The 16577-nt window shown below is 57.8% G+C and carries 15 protein-coding genes; all 15 read left to right on the top strand.

The window, feature by feature from the left end:
- The first annotated feature begins 22 nt into the window (after positions 1 to 22).
- The 15 genes from SIC19_RS10340 (at position 23) to atpD (ending at position 16556) form a co-directional block, all read left to right on the top strand.
- Positions 23 to 583 carry a DUF3833 domain-containing protein gene (locus SIC19_RS10340; RefSeq protein WP_127402030.1) on the top strand — a complete coding sequence of 187 codons (561 nt, stop codon included), beginning with the start codon at positions 23 to 25 and terminating at the stop codon, positions 581 to 583.
- A 59-nt stretch (positions 584 to 642) separates the two neighbouring features.
- Positions 643 to 1737, top strand: coding sequence for an efflux RND transporter periplasmic adaptor subunit (locus SIC19_RS10345; protein ID WP_127402029.1), 1095 nt, complete (start codon positions 643 to 645; stop codon positions 1735 to 1737).
- Between the two features lie 3 nt (positions 1738 to 1740).
- Positions 1741 to 4890, top strand: a complete 3150-nt coding sequence (locus tag SIC19_RS10350; protein WP_127402028.1) for an efflux RND transporter permease subunit — start codon at positions 1741 to 1743, stop codon at positions 4888 to 4890.
- 407 nt (positions 4891 to 5297) lie between these two features.
- Positions 5298 to 7184 carry a tRNA uridine-5-carboxymethylaminomethyl(34) synthesis enzyme MnmG gene (gene mnmG / locus SIC19_RS10355; protein WP_127402027.1) on the top strand — a complete coding sequence of 629 codons (1887 nt, stop codon included), beginning with the start codon at positions 5298 to 5300 and terminating at the stop codon, positions 7182 to 7184.
- Positions 7185 to 7192: 8 nt separating this feature from the next.
- Positions 7193 to 7870, top strand: a complete 678-nt coding sequence (gene rsmG, locus SIC19_RS10360; protein WP_036211723.1) for a 16S rRNA (guanine(527)-N(7))-methyltransferase RsmG — start codon at positions 7193 to 7195, stop codon at positions 7868 to 7870.
- Positions 7858 to 8652, top strand: a complete 795-nt coding sequence (locus SIC19_RS10365) for a ParA family protein (protein WP_036211720.1) — start codon at positions 7858 to 7860, stop codon at positions 8650 to 8652. Before rsmG ends, SIC19_RS10365 begins: the two co-directional genes overlap by 13 nt.
- Positions 8653 to 8703: 51 nt before the next feature.
- Positions 8704 to 9576, top strand: coding sequence for a ParB/RepB/Spo0J family partition protein (locus tag SIC19_RS10370; RefSeq protein ID WP_036212072.1), 873 nt, complete (start codon positions 8704 to 8706; stop codon positions 9574 to 9576).
- Positions 9577 to 9889: 313 nt separating this feature from the next.
- Entirely contained in the window at positions 9890 to 10288 is a 399-nt protein-coding gene (locus tag SIC19_RS10375) for a F0F1 ATP synthase subunit I (protein ID WP_036211717.1), read from the top strand.
- A gap of 19 nt (positions 10289 to 10307) precedes the next feature.
- Positions 10308 to 11180 (top strand): F0F1 ATP synthase subunit A, encoded by an 873-nt coding sequence (gene atpB, locus SIC19_RS10380; RefSeq protein WP_036211714.1) that lies wholly within the window; start codon positions 10308 to 10310, stop codon positions 11178 to 11180.
- Between the two features lie 73 nt (positions 11181 to 11253).
- Positions 11254 to 11511, top strand: coding sequence for a F0F1 ATP synthase subunit C (gene atpE, locus SIC19_RS10385; RefSeq protein WP_012138088.1), 258 nt, complete (start codon positions 11254 to 11256; stop codon positions 11509 to 11511).
- 65 nt (positions 11512 to 11576) lie between these two features.
- Positions 11577 to 12047, top strand: a complete 471-nt coding sequence (locus SIC19_RS10390) for a F0F1 ATP synthase subunit B (protein WP_036211711.1) — start codon at positions 11577 to 11579, stop codon at positions 12045 to 12047.
- Positions 12048 to 12062: 15 nt separating this feature from the next.
- The gene (locus SIC19_RS10395) at positions 12063 to 12599 is read left to right on the top strand and encodes a F0F1 ATP synthase subunit delta (RefSeq protein WP_127402026.1); all 537 of its coding nucleotides are present in this window, start codon (positions 12063 to 12065) and stop codon (positions 12597 to 12599) included.
- Positions 12600 to 12627: 28 nt separating this feature from the next.
- Positions 12628 to 14172: a F0F1 ATP synthase subunit alpha gene (atpA, locus tag SIC19_RS10400; RefSeq protein ID WP_127402025.1), complete on the top strand. Its 1545-nt coding sequence runs from the start codon at positions 12628 to 12630 to the stop codon at positions 14170 to 14172.
- Positions 14173 to 14243: 71 nt separating this feature from the next.
- The gene (gene atpG, locus SIC19_RS10405) at positions 14244 to 15107 is read left to right on the top strand and encodes a F0F1 ATP synthase subunit gamma (RefSeq protein WP_036211705.1); all 864 of its coding nucleotides are present in this window, start codon (positions 14244 to 14246) and stop codon (positions 15105 to 15107) included.
- A gap of 54 nt (positions 15108 to 15161) precedes the next feature.
- Positions 15162 to 16556, top strand: coding sequence for a F0F1 ATP synthase subunit beta (gene atpD / locus SIC19_RS10410; RefSeq protein WP_036211702.1), 1395 nt, complete (start codon positions 15162 to 15164; stop codon positions 16554 to 16556).
- The last annotated feature ends 21 nt before the right edge of the window (positions 16557 to 16577 follow it).

Here is a 16577-nt window from a genome sequence, read left to right on the forward strand (position 1 = left end):
TGACCAGGGGAGTGTAAATATCATGCAAATATCGATTGGGACCAACAGGATCACTGGTCTGCCCCGCTGTCTCTGGTTATTGTTGGCGACAGTGTTGCTTGCGGGCTGTGCCGGACCGTCGCTTGAGGATTACAGTGACCGCGGGCCGGTGTTGACGCCCCAGGAATTTTTTACCGGCGAACTATCTGCCCGGGGGGTGGTCAAGGATTTCTCGGGCGAAGTGATTCGCACTTTCGATGCAGATATTTCCGCCAGTTGGGACAGCAACGGCATCGGCACCCTGGATGAGGAGTTCCGCTTCGACGATGGCGAAGTCCAGACCCGGGTATGGACGCTGACACCCGACAACGGCGCGTTGCACGCCGATGCCGGTGATGTGGTGGAGCCGGGCACCATGCGTTGGCAAGGCAATGCCATTAATATGAATTATGTTCTGCGGGTGTCCTATGGCGACGGCACCATTGATGTCCGCATGGATGACTGGATGTACCTGATTACACCGGACACCCTGATTAACCAGACCACCATGACGAAATGGGGGATAGAAGTCGGGGAGATCGTGCTGGTGATCAGCAAACGATAGCCCATGTCGAACCTTCAGCCGGTTGTTGGGGCACAATCAAGCAGACGGATAATGCAATTATGGTTAAGCAATGGTTGATCGCTCTGATACTCGTGGCTTTGGCCGCCGGGGGGGCATTCTCCTGGCAGCATCTGACCGGGGAGCAGGCGGCGGACGCCCAGCGGGAACGCCCTGCCAGCAAGGTGAATACGGTCACCCCCGAAATGGAGCTGGTCAGTGACACCGTCAGGGCGGTAGGTAGCCTTCAGGCCCGGGATCAGGTGGAACTGACCACCGAAGTCAGCGGTCGTGTCGTTGAAATGAACCTCGATGCGGGAAAGCGGGTCCAGTCCGGTGACCTGTTGCTGCGGCTCGATGATCGTCAGGCCAGCGCCGATCTGCAGGTGGCGGAAGCCACCCTCTCCGACGCCCGTCGCCAGTTTGATCGCGCCCGGAAACTCCAGGCCAACAACAGCATATCCCAGTCCCAGGTGGATGAACTGCGCACCGCTGTCGATGTGGCGGAAGCCCAGCGCGAGGCGGCCCGTACCCGCCTCGACAACCACCGTATTGAAGCGCCGTTTGCCGGGGTTATCGGCCTTTCCGATATCAGCCTGGGAACCTATCTCGGTGCAGGCACATCCGTGGCCACCCTGGATTCCACCAACAAGATGGAATTGGGCTTCGCAATCCCCGAGCGCTTCCTCGGCCAGATTCACATTGGCCAGACCGTGCGGGGCACGTCGCCGGCCTATACCGGGGAAACCTTTGGCGGTGAACTGGTGGAGTTGGGTACGCGAATTGATGAACTGAGCCGAACACTGCCGGTCAGGGCGCTGATCGACAATCCTGATGGCAAGCTTCGGCCCGGGCAGTTCATGTCGGCCACGCTGACACTCCGCGAACGAGAATCCCTGGTCATTCCCGAGCAGGCAGTAATGATTCGCGGTGACGAGAAGTATGTGTTCGTGGCCGAAGACGGTATCGCCCGACGGGTTTCGGTGACCCTGGGGTCCCGGATGCCTGGCCTGGTGGAAATCGTTGACGGACTGTCGCTGGACGAGCAGGTGATTGTAACCGGCCAGGACAGATTGAGCAGTGGCGACAGGATCAGTGTGGTGGAAGGGGAAAACGTGATTCCCGACAACCGCTTTGCCAACTCCCTGGAGTCCTGAACCGTGATCCTGTCTGATGTCTCCATCAAACGCCCTGTCTTTGCGACGGTTCTCAGTCTTCTTATTGTAGTTTTCGGGTTGGCGGCGTTGCTGGGGCTTCCTGTGCGGGAGTATCCGGACATTGACCCACCCGTGGTGTCCATTTCCACGGATTACATCGGCGCCGCTGCCGAAGTGGTGGACACCCAGATCACTCAGGTGGTTGAAGGGGCTATCAGCGGGATTGAAGGTATTCGCTCCATTGAGTCCTCCACCGAACAGGGCGAATCCCGAACCAGTATCGAATTTACCATTTCCCGCAACGTCGACATCGCCGCCAACGATGTGCGCGATGCCGTGTCCCGCATTGCCGATCAGCTGCCCGAAGAGGCTGAGGCGCCGGTCGTCCAGAAGGCCGACTCGGACGCCCGCCCGATGATGTGGGTGACCCTGCGCAGTGACATCTGGGACAGTGCGGAATTGAGCGATTTTGCCGAACGGGTGCTTGCCGACCGACTGTCCGTGCTGGATGGCGTTGCCGACGTACGCATTGGTGGTGAGCGGCGCTACGCCATCCGGGTCTGGCTGGACCGTGAACGGTTGGCCGCGCGGGATATCACCGTGGCCGAGGTCGAGCGCTCACTGAGGGCCAATAACGTTGAACTGCCCGCCGGCTCGGTAGACTCTTCCACCCGTAACTTCACGGTGCGTGCGGAAGGCCGGCTCACCAATGTGGAGCAGTTCCGTGATCTGGTGATTCGTCGCGACGGTAATGATCTTCTGCGCCTCGGCGAGGTGGCCAATGTCCAGATGGGGGTTGAGTCCGATGTCAGCCGACTGCGGGCCAACGGCAAGACTGCAATCGGCATGGGCATCATTCGTCAATCCAAGGCCAACACGGTGGCGGTGTCCGATGCCGTGCGTGCGGAGCTGGAGAAGATACGCGAGACCCTGCCCCCGGAAGTGACTATTGCCGAAAGCTACGACGAGTCGATATTCATCCGCGCGTCGATCAAGGAAGTGGTGTTTACGCTCGCCATTGCGGTGTCCCTGGTCATTCTGGTGATCTTCCTGTTCCTGCGGTCCTGGCGGGCTACCTTGATACCGGCGGTGACCATCCCGGTGGCGGTTATCGGCGCCTTTATCGGGCTGGGCTTCCTCGGTTTCTCCATCAACGTACTGACCCTGCTTGCAGTCATTCTGGCCATTGGTCTGGTGGTGGACGACGCCATCGTCATGCTGGAAAACATCCAGCGCCGGATCGATGAGGGCGAACCGCCACTGCTGGCGTCCTATCGCGGCGCCAAGCAGGTGGCCTTTGCCGTTATTGCCACCACGCTCACCCTGGTGGCGGTGTTTGTGCCGATTTCGTTTATGGGCGGCAACATCGGGCGACTGTTTGCCGAGTTTGGCTTCACCCTGGCGGCGGCGGTGGTGGTGTCCAGCCTGGTGGCGCTCACCCTGGCGCCCATGCTGTGTTCAAAATGGTTGCGACACAGCCCGGAATCGGCGGAAGGACATCGCTTGTGGGCGGCCAGTGAAAAAGTGCTCAATGGCCTGACCCATGGTTACGAACGCATGCTCCGATTCGCCCTCAACCAGCCCGGATTGTTGCTGGGACTTGGGCTTGTCGGGCTTATCGTTGCCATCGTGATTTTCCCAAGATTGCCGCAGGAGTTGGCGCCTACGGAAGACCGGGGCGTCATCATCATGCCGACCAGCGCCCCACGGGGTTCGACGGTCGAGTTCACCGATCATTACGTGCGTCAGGCGGAGCAGGAACTGTTGCCTTACCTGGAAGAGGGTGTCTCCAATCGGTTGTTGTCGATCGTTGGCTTCCGCGACGAAGAGGACAACGCGTTCATGATCATGGGCCTGGTGCCCTGGGAAGACCGTGAGGTCAAACAACAACAGATCACCAGCGAGCTGCGAGGCAAGCTTAGCCAGGTCACAGGTATTCGCGCGATTGCGGTGAACCCACCGGGGCTTGGGCAGCGCGGCTTTGATCAACCAGTGGAATTCGTGGTGGCCGGGCCGGATTACGAAAGTGTGCAGGCCTGGAGCGAGGAAATCGTCGAGCGGGCGAAGGACAACCCGAACCTGCTGAACCTGGACACTGATTTCGAACTGACCCGCCCCGAACTGCGTGTGTCCATCGACCGGGAGCGCGCCGCGGACCTGGATGTCACCATCGAAGATGTGGGCCTGACACTGCAGACCATGCTGGCATCACGGCAAGTCACCACCTACCTGGACCGCGGACGCGAATACGATGTCATCCTCCAGGCCGCGGACGCTGACCGGGCAACGCCGTCGGACCTGGGGCAGATTTTCCTGCGCCCCCGTGAGGGAGGCACCCTGATCCCTCTCCAGGCGCTGGTGTCGGTGGAGGAGATCGGCGCCAATCCCGACCTGAGACGCATCGACCGCTTGCCGGCGGTTGTCATCAGTGCCTCCCTGGCCGATGGCTATGATCTTGGGGCGGCACTGACGTATCTGAACAACCTGGCTGTGGATAACCTGCCGCCGGAGGCAAGGGTAAGCTACAAAGGGCTATCGCGGGAATTCCAGGAATCGTCGTCGGCGATCTACGTCACTTTTGGCCTGGCATTCGTGATTGTCTTCCTGGTGCTGGCTGCCCAGTTCGAAAGCTGGATTCACCCGCTGATCATCATGCTGTCGGTCCCATTGGCGGTTACCGGAGCCCTGCTGGGCCTGTGGTGGGCCGGCATCAGCCTGAACATCTACAGCCAGATCGGCATCATCATGTTGCTGGGGTTGATGGCGAAGAACGGCATATTGATTGTCGAGTTTGCCAACCAGCTACGGGATAAGGGCTATGAAGTGAGGGACGCGATTTTGGAAGGTGCCAGCCTGCGCTTCCGGCCGGTGTTGATGACCACCATATCCACGGTCTTCGGTGCCGTGCCTTTGGTGCTCGCAACGGGCGCGGGGGCGGAAAGCCGGGCGTCGATCGGTATCGTGATCCTCGGCGGGCTGGTGTTCGCCACCACCCTGACCCTGTTTATTATTCCGGTGCTATACAACCTGTTGGCACGGTTTGCCAAATCCACCAACGCGATTGCACTGGAGCTTGAACAACAGGCCAGCCAGTCTCCTGGTGGTCGCGGCATGACGGCCGCCCCGCAATCAAAAGAGATGGATCAGTTCTGACGACCGCAGGCAGCACCAAACTGTGGATAATTTATTGGATAACCTTCGGATAAGCTTTGGTTAGAACAAAAATAAGTTATTAAAAACAAATAGTTAGGTTGAATAATAAGGCGTTATAGGGCACATCTGATATGTGGATAACTTTCTTGAAAAGTTTTCTGAGAAGGTGTCTACAAGCCGCTGATATCTGTCAGATTTCGGTTATCCACTATTCGTGAAACCCTGCGTGAAACCGCGTGTATCGGGTAGGTAGCGCTCGGGGTCTTTCGATAACCCGCCTGTCTGGTTAAAATTTGCACATTCTGACTGCAATTTACCGGGTGAGGCGTTATACTCCCCGCCCTGATTTTCAGGCAGTTTCCTGATACCGAGAATTTTTCTGAGTCCCCGTTTGCCGAGGTGATGTTGTGGATTATCCGACCCGTTTCGATGTCATAGTCATTGGTGGTGGCCATGCCGGCACTGAAGCCGCTCTGGCGGCTGCACGCATGGGCTCCCAGACCCTGCTGCTGACCCACAACATCGAGACCCTGGGTCAGATGTCCTGCAACCCCGCCATTGGCGGCATCGGCAAGAGTCATCTGGTCAAGGAAATCGATGCTCTCGGTGGCGCCATGGCGATGGCGACTGACAAGGCGGGCATCCAGTTCCGCGTGCTCAACTCGCGCAAGGGACCGGCAGTACGAGCCACCCGCGCCCAGGCAGACCGGGTGCTGTACAAGGCGGCGATCCGCGAGATCCTCGAGAACCAGCCCAACCTGACGCTGTTCCAGCAGGCTGCTGACGACCTGATTGTGGATGGCGAGCGCATCACCGGCGTGGTGACCCAGTCGGGCATCCGTTTTCGCGCGCCCACGGTGGTGCTGACCACCGGAACCTTCCTTGGCGGTGTTATCCACATCGGCATGCAGCAGCATTCCGGTGGCCGTGCCGGTGACGCACCGGCCAACGCGCTGGCACAGCGTCTGCGGGAACTGCCGTTCAACGTCGGGCGCCTGAAAACCGGCACCCCACCCCGTATCGATGCCCGCAGCGTGGATTTCTCCGTGATGCAGGAGCAATGGGGTGATGACCCGGCGCCGGTGATGTCCTTCCTGGGTTCCCGCAACCAGCATCCTGAACAGGTCTGTTGCTACGTTACCCGCACCACCGAACAAACCCACGACATCATTCGCAGTGGCTTTGACCGGTCGCCCATGTTTGCCGGTAACATCGAAGGCATCGGGCCTCGCTATTGCCCGTCCATCGAGGACAAGGTCAACCGGTTTGCCGACAAGGACTCGCACCAGATTTTCGTGGAGCCGGAAGGGCTGACGACGAATGAGCTATACCCCAACGGCATCTCCACCAGTCTGCCGTTCGATATTCAGTTGGCGGCTGTGCGCACCATTCCCGGCTTCGAGAATGCCCACATTACGCGGCCCGGCTACGCCATCGAGTACGACTTCCTGAACCCACAGGATCTGCGCCACACCCTGGAAACCAAGTTTATCCAGGGCCTGTACTTTGCGGGCCAGATCAATGGCACTACCGGTTATGAAGAAGCCGGTGCCCAGGGCCTTCTCGCAGGTATCAACGCGGCATTGCGTGCTCAGGACAAGGACGAATGGTACCCCCGCCGTGACGAAGCCTACCTCGGCGTTCTGGTGGACGACCTGATCACCATGGGTACCTCCGAGCCGTACCGTATGTTTACCAGCCGTGCTGAATACCGGCTGATCCTGCGGGAGGACAACGCCGACCTTCGCCTGACGGAAACCGGCCACAAGCTCGGGTTGCTGGATGACCAGCGTTGGCAGGCCTTTAACAGCAAGCGTGAAGCCATCGCCGCAGAACGTCAGCGCCTGGAAACCACGCGCATTCATCCGGGAACATCTGGCGGCGACGCCGCCAACAGCCACCTGCGTCAGCCCATGAACCGAGACCAGACACTCGCAGAGCTGCTGCGGCGCCCGGAAATCAACTATCGCCACATTGCTGACATGGCCGAAGGCCAAGCAGACGACCCGGCGGTGGCGGATCAGGTGGAAATCGAGATCAAGTACGAGGGTTATATCTCCCGCCAGGCGGACGAAATCGAGCGTCTGCGCCGGAATGAAAATACCCGTTTACCGGATGATATTGATTTTGATGCCATTGGTGGCCTGTCCAACGAGATCAAGCAGAAGCTCAAGGAAGTACGGCCGGAAACCGTGGCCCAGGCCTCACGCATCCAGGGCGTGACCCCGGCCGCCATTTCCCAGGTGCTGGTGCATCTCAAGAAGCGCGACCTGCTGCGCAAGCAATCCGCCTGAGTGCGCCCATGAGCGACGCACTCTGGCAACGCCAGCTCACCCAGGGCCTGGCTGACCTCAACCTGGAACTGGACAGCGCCAGCCAGCAACAGTTGCTGGCGTTTCTGGCCCTGCTGAATAAGTGGAACCGGGCCTATAACCTGACGGCTGTACGGGAGCCACGACAGATGGTGTCGCGCCAGTTGTTGGACAGCCTCAGTATCCTGCCATTTGTTACCGCGGACCATCTGCTGGATGTTGGCGCCGGAGGTGGGTTGCCTGGCATCCCCCTCGCAATCACCTTGCCCGAAAGGCGTTTTACCCTACTGGACAGCAACAGCAAGAAAACCCGCTTCCTGACCCAGTGTGTGCTGGAACTCGGCCTGAAGAATGTGGAGATCATTCACGGCCGGGCTGAAAGCTGTGATCCCGCGATCCGATACCAGCAGATCAGCAGTCGAGCGTTTACGGCACTGGATAACCTCGTCAACTGGTGTGGGCATCTGCTTGCGGATGAGGGTGAGTTCCTTGCCATGAAAGGCCAGTTTCCGGATGATGAGGTGGCTGCCCTGCCAGTGGGTTGGCAGGTAACATCCCGACAGTCATTATCGGTACCTGGCTCGGACGGCGACCGGCACCTGCTGGTGATCGGTCGGGATTCCAGCCATCAGAATTTCACGACAGGAGGCGAGTCATGGCGCGTGTGATTGCAGTGACCAATCAAAAAGGCGGTGTGGGTAAAACCACCACCTGCGTCAACCTGGCTGCGTCATTGGCCGCAACCAAGCGCCGCGTGTTACTGGTGGATATGGACCCCCAGGGCAACGCCACCATGGGCAGTGGTGTGGATAAGAATGCCCTGGAGCTCTCCGGCTACGACATGCTCACCAAACGGGCAACGGCAGCCGAGGTGATTTTCCGGGCCGAAGTCTCTGGGTTTGACATACTGCCGGCTAACGGCGACCTGACCGCCGCCGAAGTGGAGCTGATGAACGAAATCGGCCGCGAGCATCGCCTGCGCCTGGCCCTGAACAAGGTGCGGGAGAACTACGACTACATCCTGATCGACTGCCCGCCGTCCCTCAGCCTGCTGACCGTCAATGCGCTGTCAGCGGCGGATACGGTGCTGATTCCCATGCAGTGCGAATACTATGCCCTGGAAGGTCTGGCGGCCTTGATGAACACGGTTGAGCAGATTCAGGAGACCGTCAACCCGGATCTGCAGGTGGAAGGCATCCTGCGCACCATGTATGACCCCCGCAACAGCCTGACTCTGGATGTGTCCAGTCAGCTCAACGAGTTTTTCGGTGACAAGGTCTACCGCGCGGTGATCCCCCGCAACGTGAGGCTGGCGGAGGCCCCCAGCTATGGTATGCCGGCCCTGAAATACGACCGCGCGTCCAAGGGCGCGGTGGCCTATCTGGCCCTGGCTGGTGAGATGGTACGCCGGCATGGATCGCAAAAGACATCCGCGGCTGTTGCCGTGTAAACTACCTCTCCTTTGCACACAGATATTTCATCGGGAAGAATGACAAACACCATGGCGGCGAAGAAACGAGGACTGGGTGAGCGCGGACTGGGCGCTCTGTTGCAGGGCTCCAGGGTCAACCTGGACCAGGAACTGAAGGATCACGATGGTGAGCTCCGGGAAGTTCCGATCGACCTGATCCAGCGTGGCCGGTTCCAGCCTCGCCGTGACATGGATCCGGCGGCCCTGCAGGAACTGGCTGACTCCATTCGCCAGCAGGGCGTGATGCAGCCCGTGGTGGTGCGTCCGATTGCCGAAGGCCGCTTTGAGCTGATCGCCGGCGAGCGCCGCTGGCGAGCCACCCAGATGGCCGAGCTCGACCGCATTCCCGCCATTATCCGCGACGTGCCGGATGATGCCGCTATCGCCATGGCGCTGATTGAGAATATCCAGCGCGAGAACCTCAATCCCATCGAAGAAGCCTTTGCGCTACAACGCCTGCAGGATGAGTTCGGCCTGACCCAGGCTCAGGTCGCGGAAGCGGTGGGTAAGTCCCGTACCACCATCACCAACCTGCTGCGGCTGATCAGCCTGTCGGAAGACGTTCGTGTCATGCTGGAGCACGGTGATCTGGAAATGGGTCATGGTCGGGCCATGCTTACGCTTCAACCCGAGCAGCAGATGCAGGTGGCGCGACAGGTGGTCGCGAAATCCCTGTCAGTGCGGCAGACGGAAGCCCTGGTTCGCCGGGTGCAACAGGAATCGCCGAACCGCAAGAAAGCCAAGGGTGAAGTGGATCCGAACATCCGTGCCCTGCAGGACGACCTGGCCGAGCGACTCGGTGCCCGGGTGTCGATCGACCATGGCCAGCGTGGCAAGGGCAAGCTGGTGATCGAATACACCTCTCTCGACGAACTGGATGGCATTTTAGGCCATATCAAGTAACGTCCCTGGCAGGATTTCCATAGCGCCACTGTTAACAATTTAGTGTTGGCACTCTGCGACCAACGGCGGGGTACCAAAGGTCAGTTTTGACTAGGTACCACTACATATAGTGCTGCCCCTTCATGTTGGTGTCTATTTGTGTCCCTCATGCCCCCCAACGCCAGTTTTTCTGCGTGTTTCGGGGCGGAGCGACCGTTCCGGTTTTGTTGATTCGTGTAGATTGAACACATATAATCTGCGGCGCTTGTATCGGTGCGATTGTCTAATTAATAAACGGCACCGAACCAAAGCGGTGTGGCAACCGGGAAATACCATGACGAAGGCTGAACAGGGTGGGATACAGCGTCCGCCCATCGCACGATGGTTTGTAATAGAAAGTGTGGTATTGGTCGTCGTCAGTCTGGCATTCCTCTTTAAAAGCCAGGTGGCCGGTTATTCAGCACTGTTTGGGGGGCTTATTTTTCTTCTGCCCCACGGTTATTTTGCCTTCAAGGCTTTCCGCTACTCCGGCGCGCGGTCTGCCAGGCAGATCATGAGTTCTTTTTACCAGGGTGAGGCCGGCAAGCTCATCCTGTGCGCCATCCTGTTTACGATGGTGTTCAAATGGATTCCGTCGCTTGATATAGCGGCACTTTTTTTATCATTTGCGATCATGTTGGTCACCAATTGGTTGACTCCGCTCCTAGCGGGCCGCAGAACGCAGCGAAGCTAACAGGACCTGAGAGAACGTTATGGCAGGCAGCGCATCAGAGTATATCCAGCACCACCTCCAGAACCTCACCTACGGTAAACTTCCGGCCGGTTACGAGCGTGCGGATGGTTCGGTGATGTCAGAAGCGGGCTGGACCATGGCCCATAATGCCCGGGAAGCCTCCGATATGGGATTCTGGGCCGTTCACGTGGATTCTCTTGGATGGGCTGTTGCACTGGGCGCCCTGTTCCTGATCCTGTTTCGCATGGCGGCCAAGCGTGCTACCTCTGGTCAGCCCAGCGGCCTTCAGAACTTCGTTGAAATCCTGATCGAGTTTGTTGATACCAGCGTGAAGGAGACCTTCCACGGCCGAAACAAGGTGATTGCACCCCTGTCGCTGACCATCTTCTGCTGGGTCTTCCTGATGAACCTGATGGATCTGGTGCCGGTAGACTTCCTGCCCCAGCTGTTCCACATGATGGGTCTGGAATACATGAAGGTGGTGCCGACCACGGACGTTAACGTCACACTGGGCATGTCGCTCTCCGTGTTCTTCCTGATTATCTACTACAGCATCAAGGTCAAAGGTGTTGGTGGTTTTGTCGGCGAGCTGACCCTGCACCCGTTCTCTTCCGACAACTTCTTTCTCAAAGTACTGCTGGTACCGGTCAACCTGCTGCTGGAAGGCGTGAGCCTGCTGGCCAAGCCCATTTCACTGGCACTGCGTCTGTTCGGTAACCTCTACGCCGGTGAGCTGATCTTTATCCTGATCGCCCTGCTGCCATTCTGGGCACAGTGGGCGCTGTCGGTACCCTGGGCCATTTTCCACATTCTGATCATCACGCTGCAGGCGTTCATCTTTATGATGCTGACGATTGTTTACCTGAGCATGGCTCATGAAGACAGTCATTGATCGGAACCATTAAACCGTAGTTTGAAAACCGAAACCCTTAAACTGAAAACCTAACTGAAAACTGGGAGTTATCATGGAAACTGTAGTTGGAATGACCGCGATTGCCGTTGCACTGCTGATCGGCCTGGGTGCCCTGGGTACTGCTATCGGCTTTGGTATCCTCGGTGGCAAATTCCTGGAAGGCGCCGCGCGTCAGCCGGAAATGACCCCGATGCTGCAGGTTAAAATGTTCATCGTTGCAGGCCTGCTGGACGCCGTAACCATGATCGGTGTTGGTATCGCTCTGTTCTTCACTTTCGCCAACCCGTTTGTCGGCCAGATCGCCGGTTAATCGAGTCGCCGCCGGGGAACTTCCCGGTCTGATGATTCTTTACACAACAGGCGAGAGGTGAAGACGTGAACATTAATTTGACGATGATTGGTCAAGCCATCGCGTTCTTTATCTTTGTCGTGTTCTGCATGAAATATGTGTGGCCGCCGATTATGGCCGCACTGCAGGAGCGTCAAAAGAAGATCGCTGACGGACTGGCTGCCTCAGACCGCGCTGCGCGCGATCTGGAACTGGCTCAGGAAAAGTCAGCTCAGGAACTGCGTGAAGCCAAGCAGCAAGCGGCTGGCCTGATCGAACAGGCCAACAAGCGTGCGGCCCAGATTGTGGAAGCATCGAAAGACGATGCCCGCAAGGAAGGCCAGAAGCTGATTGAGCAGGCCAAGGCCGAAATTGAGCAGGAGCGCAATCAGGCTCGTGACGCGTTGCGTGCGGAAATTGCCGCCATCGCGGTTGCTGGTGCTGAGAAGATCCTGGAAACCTCTGTCGATGCCAACAAGCACAGTGAGATGCTGGACAAGCTGGCAGCAGAACTCTAAACGACGAGGTTCATCATGGCACAACTGAGAACGCTGGCCCGCCCATACGCAAAGGCAGCATTTTCGGCCGCTCAGGACCAGAAGCAACTGGCTGAATGGTCTGAAGTGCTAACCGTTGCCGGGCAGATTACAGCCAACGAAGACATTCGACAGCTTCTCGCCAGTCCAGGCACCGAAGAGCAGAAGAAGGCAGGCATGATTCTGGAGTGCGTTGGAGACAACGTCACAGAGTCGGTTCGCAATTTCTTAATGATTCTGGCGGCCAACCGCCGGTTGAGTCTTCTGCCCGAAATTGCAGCGCTCTTCAACACGTACCGGGCTGACTTTGAGCGTACTGTTGATATTGAAGTCACCTCGGCATATGAGCTGACGGACGAACAACAGCAGAAGCTCGCCCAGGCACTGTCGACCAAACTCGAGCGCCAAGTGTCACTCGCAGCGTCAATGGACAAGTCTTTGATCGGTGGTGTGATTGTACGCACCGGCGACATGGTGATTGACGCATCTGTACGCGGAAAGCTGACCAAACTGGCCGACGCTCTGGGCTCCTGATTTCAGCACAAGGTTTGAGGATAAAGGCATGCAGCAACTGAATCCATCCGAGATCAGTGACATCATCAAGAAGAGAATCGAAAAGCTCGATATCTCTTCCGATGCAAAGAACGAAGGTACGATCCTCTCCGTTTCTGACGGTATCGTACTGATCCACGGTCTCGCCGACGTTATGTACGGTGAGATGATTGAATTTGCCAACGGCGTATTCGGTATGGCCCTGAACCTGGAGCGTGACTCCGTGGGTGCGGTTGTACTGGGTGACTACGAAGACCTGGCGGAAGGCCAGAAGGTTCGTTGCACCGGCCGCATCCTGGAAGTACCGGTGGGTCCGGAACTGATGGGCCGTGTGGTTGATGGCTTGGGTAATCCCGTCGATGGCAAAGGCGAACTGGGCACCGATCTGACCTCACCGGTCGAGAAAGTGGCTCCCGGTGTTATCGCTCGTCAATCCGTTGATGAGCCGGTCCAGACCGGTCTGAAAGCCATTGACACCATGGTGCCAATCGGTCGTGGCCAGCGTGAGCTGATCATCGGTGACCGCCAGATCGGTAAGACCGCCGTCGCCATCGACGCGATCATTAACCAGAAAGATTCCGGCATCAAGTGTATCTACGTGGCAGTTGGCCAGAAGCAGTCTTCCATTGCCGCGGTTGTGCGCAAGCTGGAAGAGCATGGCGCTATGGATCACACCATCGTAGTTGCCGCCGGCGCCGCCGATCCTGCAGCGATGCAGTTCCTGGCACCCTACTCCGGCACGTCCATGGGTGAATACTTCCGTGACCGCGGTGAAGACGCCCTGATCATCTATGATGATCTGTCCAAGCAGGCTGTGGCCTATCGCCAGATCTCCCTGCTGCTGCGTCGTCCGCCGGGCCGTGAAGCATACCCGGGTGACGTTTTCTACCTGCACTCCCGTCTGCTGGAGCGTGCGTCCCGGATCAACGCCGAGGAAGTTGAAAAACTGACCAGCGGCGAAGTGAAGGGCCAGACCGGTTCCCTGACGGCTCTGCCGATCATCGAGACCCAGGCCGGCGACGTTTCCGCGTTCGTACCGACCAACGTGATCTCGATCACCGACGGCCAGATCTTCCTGGAGACCAACCTGTTCAACTCCGGTATTCGTCCGGCGATGAACGCGGGTGTCTCGGTATCGCGGGTGGGTGGTTCAGCCCAGACCAAGATCATGAAGAAGCTTGGCGGTAACATCCGTCTGGCGCTGGCCCAGTATCGTGAACTGGCCGCTTTCGCACAGTTCGCTTCCGATCTTGACGAAGCGACCCGTAAGCAGCTTGAACACGGTCAGCGGGTAACCGAACTGATGAAGCAGAACCAGTACAGCCCGATGTCCGTGGCTGAAATGGGTACGGTTCTGTTCGCAGCCAACGAAGGCTTCCTGGACGACGTTGATGTCGACAATGTAGTGAAGTTCGAAGCACTGATGCTGGACTGGATGCGGTCCGAGCAGAAAGAACTTCTCGACAAGATCAACGAGAAAGGCGATTACAACGATGAAATCGCCGCGAGCCTGAAAGCTGCACTTGAGAAATTCAAGACCACTCAGAGCTGGTAACGAATGGGCCTGCAACGTGTTGCAGGCCGATTTTAGAGCAATGAGTGTCTAACTTGAGAAGGCAGTGAGTTATGGCCGTCGGAAAAGAAATACGTAACCAGATATCCAGCATCAAGAGCACGCAGAAGATCACCAGCGCCATGGAAATGGTCGCGGCGAGCAAGATGCGTAAGGCTCAGGAACGCATGAAGGCGACACGCCCTTATGCGGAAAAGATGCGTCAGGTTATTGGGCACATTGCTAAGGCGAACGTCCAGTACAAGCACCCGTTCATGGTCGAGCGTGAAGTAAAGCGCGTGGGCTATGTGGTGGTGTCTACGGATCGAGGCCTGTGCGGTGGTCTGAACATCAACCTGTTCAAAGCGCTTGTCCGTGACATGCGAGCGTGGAAGGAGAAAGGGGTAGAGGCTGATCTGTGCGCCATCGGGCAGAAAGGTGCTTCTTTCTTCAGGAGCTACGGCGGTAACGTCGTTGCGGCGCTGACCCATCTGGGGGACAGCCCGAGCTCTGACAAACTCATCGGCAACGTCAAAGTCATGCTGGACGCGTTCTCGGAAGGCAAGATCGACCGTCTTTATCTGGTCAGCAACGAGTTCGAGAACACCATGACCCAGACCCCGCAGGTGGAGCAGATTCTGCCGCTGCCTCCGGGGGAAGACGAGGAAGAGATCAAGAACCAGTGGGATTATCTCTACGAGCCCGATGCCAGGCAGATCCTCGATGGCCTTCTGCCACGTTACATTGAATCCCAGGTGTACCAGGGTGTGGTAGAAAATCTGGCATGTGAACAGGCCGCCCGTATGATCGCCATGAAGAGCGCAACTGATAACGCCGGTGGCATCATCGACGAGCTTCAGTTGGCGTACAACAAGGCGCGTCAGGCAGCCATCACCCAAGAGATTTCGGAGATTGTCAGCGGCGCGGCTTCGGTCTGATCCGCCAACAATCCAACTGGTTTTATTGACTATCTAGATAACGAGGAACCGAGCATGAGTAGCGGACACATCGTTCAGATCATTGGCGCGGTTATCGACGTGGAATTCCCACGTGACTCCGTACCCAACGTATATGACGCACTGCTGCTTGAAGGTGGCGAAACAACTCTGGAAGTCCAGCAGCAGCTGGGCGACGGCATTGTTCGTACCATCGCCATGGGCAGCACCGAGGGTCTCAAGCGAGGCCTGAAAGCAGACAACACCGGTAAGGCCATTTCGGTACCGGTTGGCACCCAGACTCTGGGCCGTATCATGGATGTTCTGGGTCGTCCGATCGACGAACAGGGCGAGATCGGCGAAGACGAGCGCTGGGCGATTCACCGCAAGGCACCGGGCTATGCAGATCAGTCTGCATCTGCCGACCTGCTGGAAACCGGCATCAAGGTTATCGACCTGATCTGCCCGTTCGCCAAGGGTGGTAAGGTTGGCCTGTTCGGTGGTGCTGGTGTTGGTAAGACCGTCAACATGATGGAGCTGATCAACAACATCGCGAAAGAGCACTCCGGTCTCTCCGTATTCGCCGGTGTTGGTGAGCGGACTCGTGAAGGTAACGACTTCTACTACGAAATGAAGGACTCCAACGTCCTTGATAAAGTAGCGATGGTCTACGGCCAGATGAACGAGCCTCCCGGAAACCGTCTGCGTGTGGCCCTGACCGGTCTCACCATGGCTGAGAAGTTCCGTGATGAAGGTCGTGACGTACTGCTGTTCGTCGACAACATCTACCGTTACACCCTGGCGGGTACCGAAGTATCAGCCCTGCTCGGCCGTATGCCGTCCGCGGTAGGTTACCAGCCGACTTTGGCCCAGGAGATGGGTGAGCTGCAGGAGCGGATCACGTCGACCAAGACCGGTTCCATCACGTCTATCCAGGCGGTCTACGTACCGGCGGATGACTTGACTGACCCGTCCCCGGCGACCACCTTCTCCCACCTTGACGCGACCGTGGTACTGAGCCGTGACATCGCTTCCAAGGGTATCTACCCGGCGATCGATCCGCTTGACTCCACCTCTCGTCAGCTGGATCCACTGGTCATCGGTGACGAGCACTACGAAGTGGCTCGTGGCGTGCAGACCAATCTGCAGCGCTACAAGGAGCTGAAAGACATCATCGCCATCCTGGGTATGGACGAGCTGTCAGAAGAAGACAAGCTGACCGTTGCCCGTGCCCGTAAGATCGAGCGTTTTCTGTCCCAGCCGTTCCATGTTGCTGAAGTCTTCACCGGTTCCCCCGGTAAGTACGTTTCCCTGAAGGAAACCATCAGCAGCTTTAAGGGCATTCTCAACGGTGACTATGATGATATGCCTGAGCAGGCGTTCTACATGGTTGGTACCATTGAGGAAGCGGTCGAGAAAGCGAAGGAAATGAAGAGCAAGGCGAAGAAGTAATCTGAGCCTAAAGCGCTTGTT

The organism is Marinobacter sp. MIT930201 (assembly GCF_047122665.1).
Lineage (GTDB): Bacteria > Pseudomonadota > Gammaproteobacteria > Pseudomonadales > Oleiphilaceae > Marinobacter > Marinobacter salarius.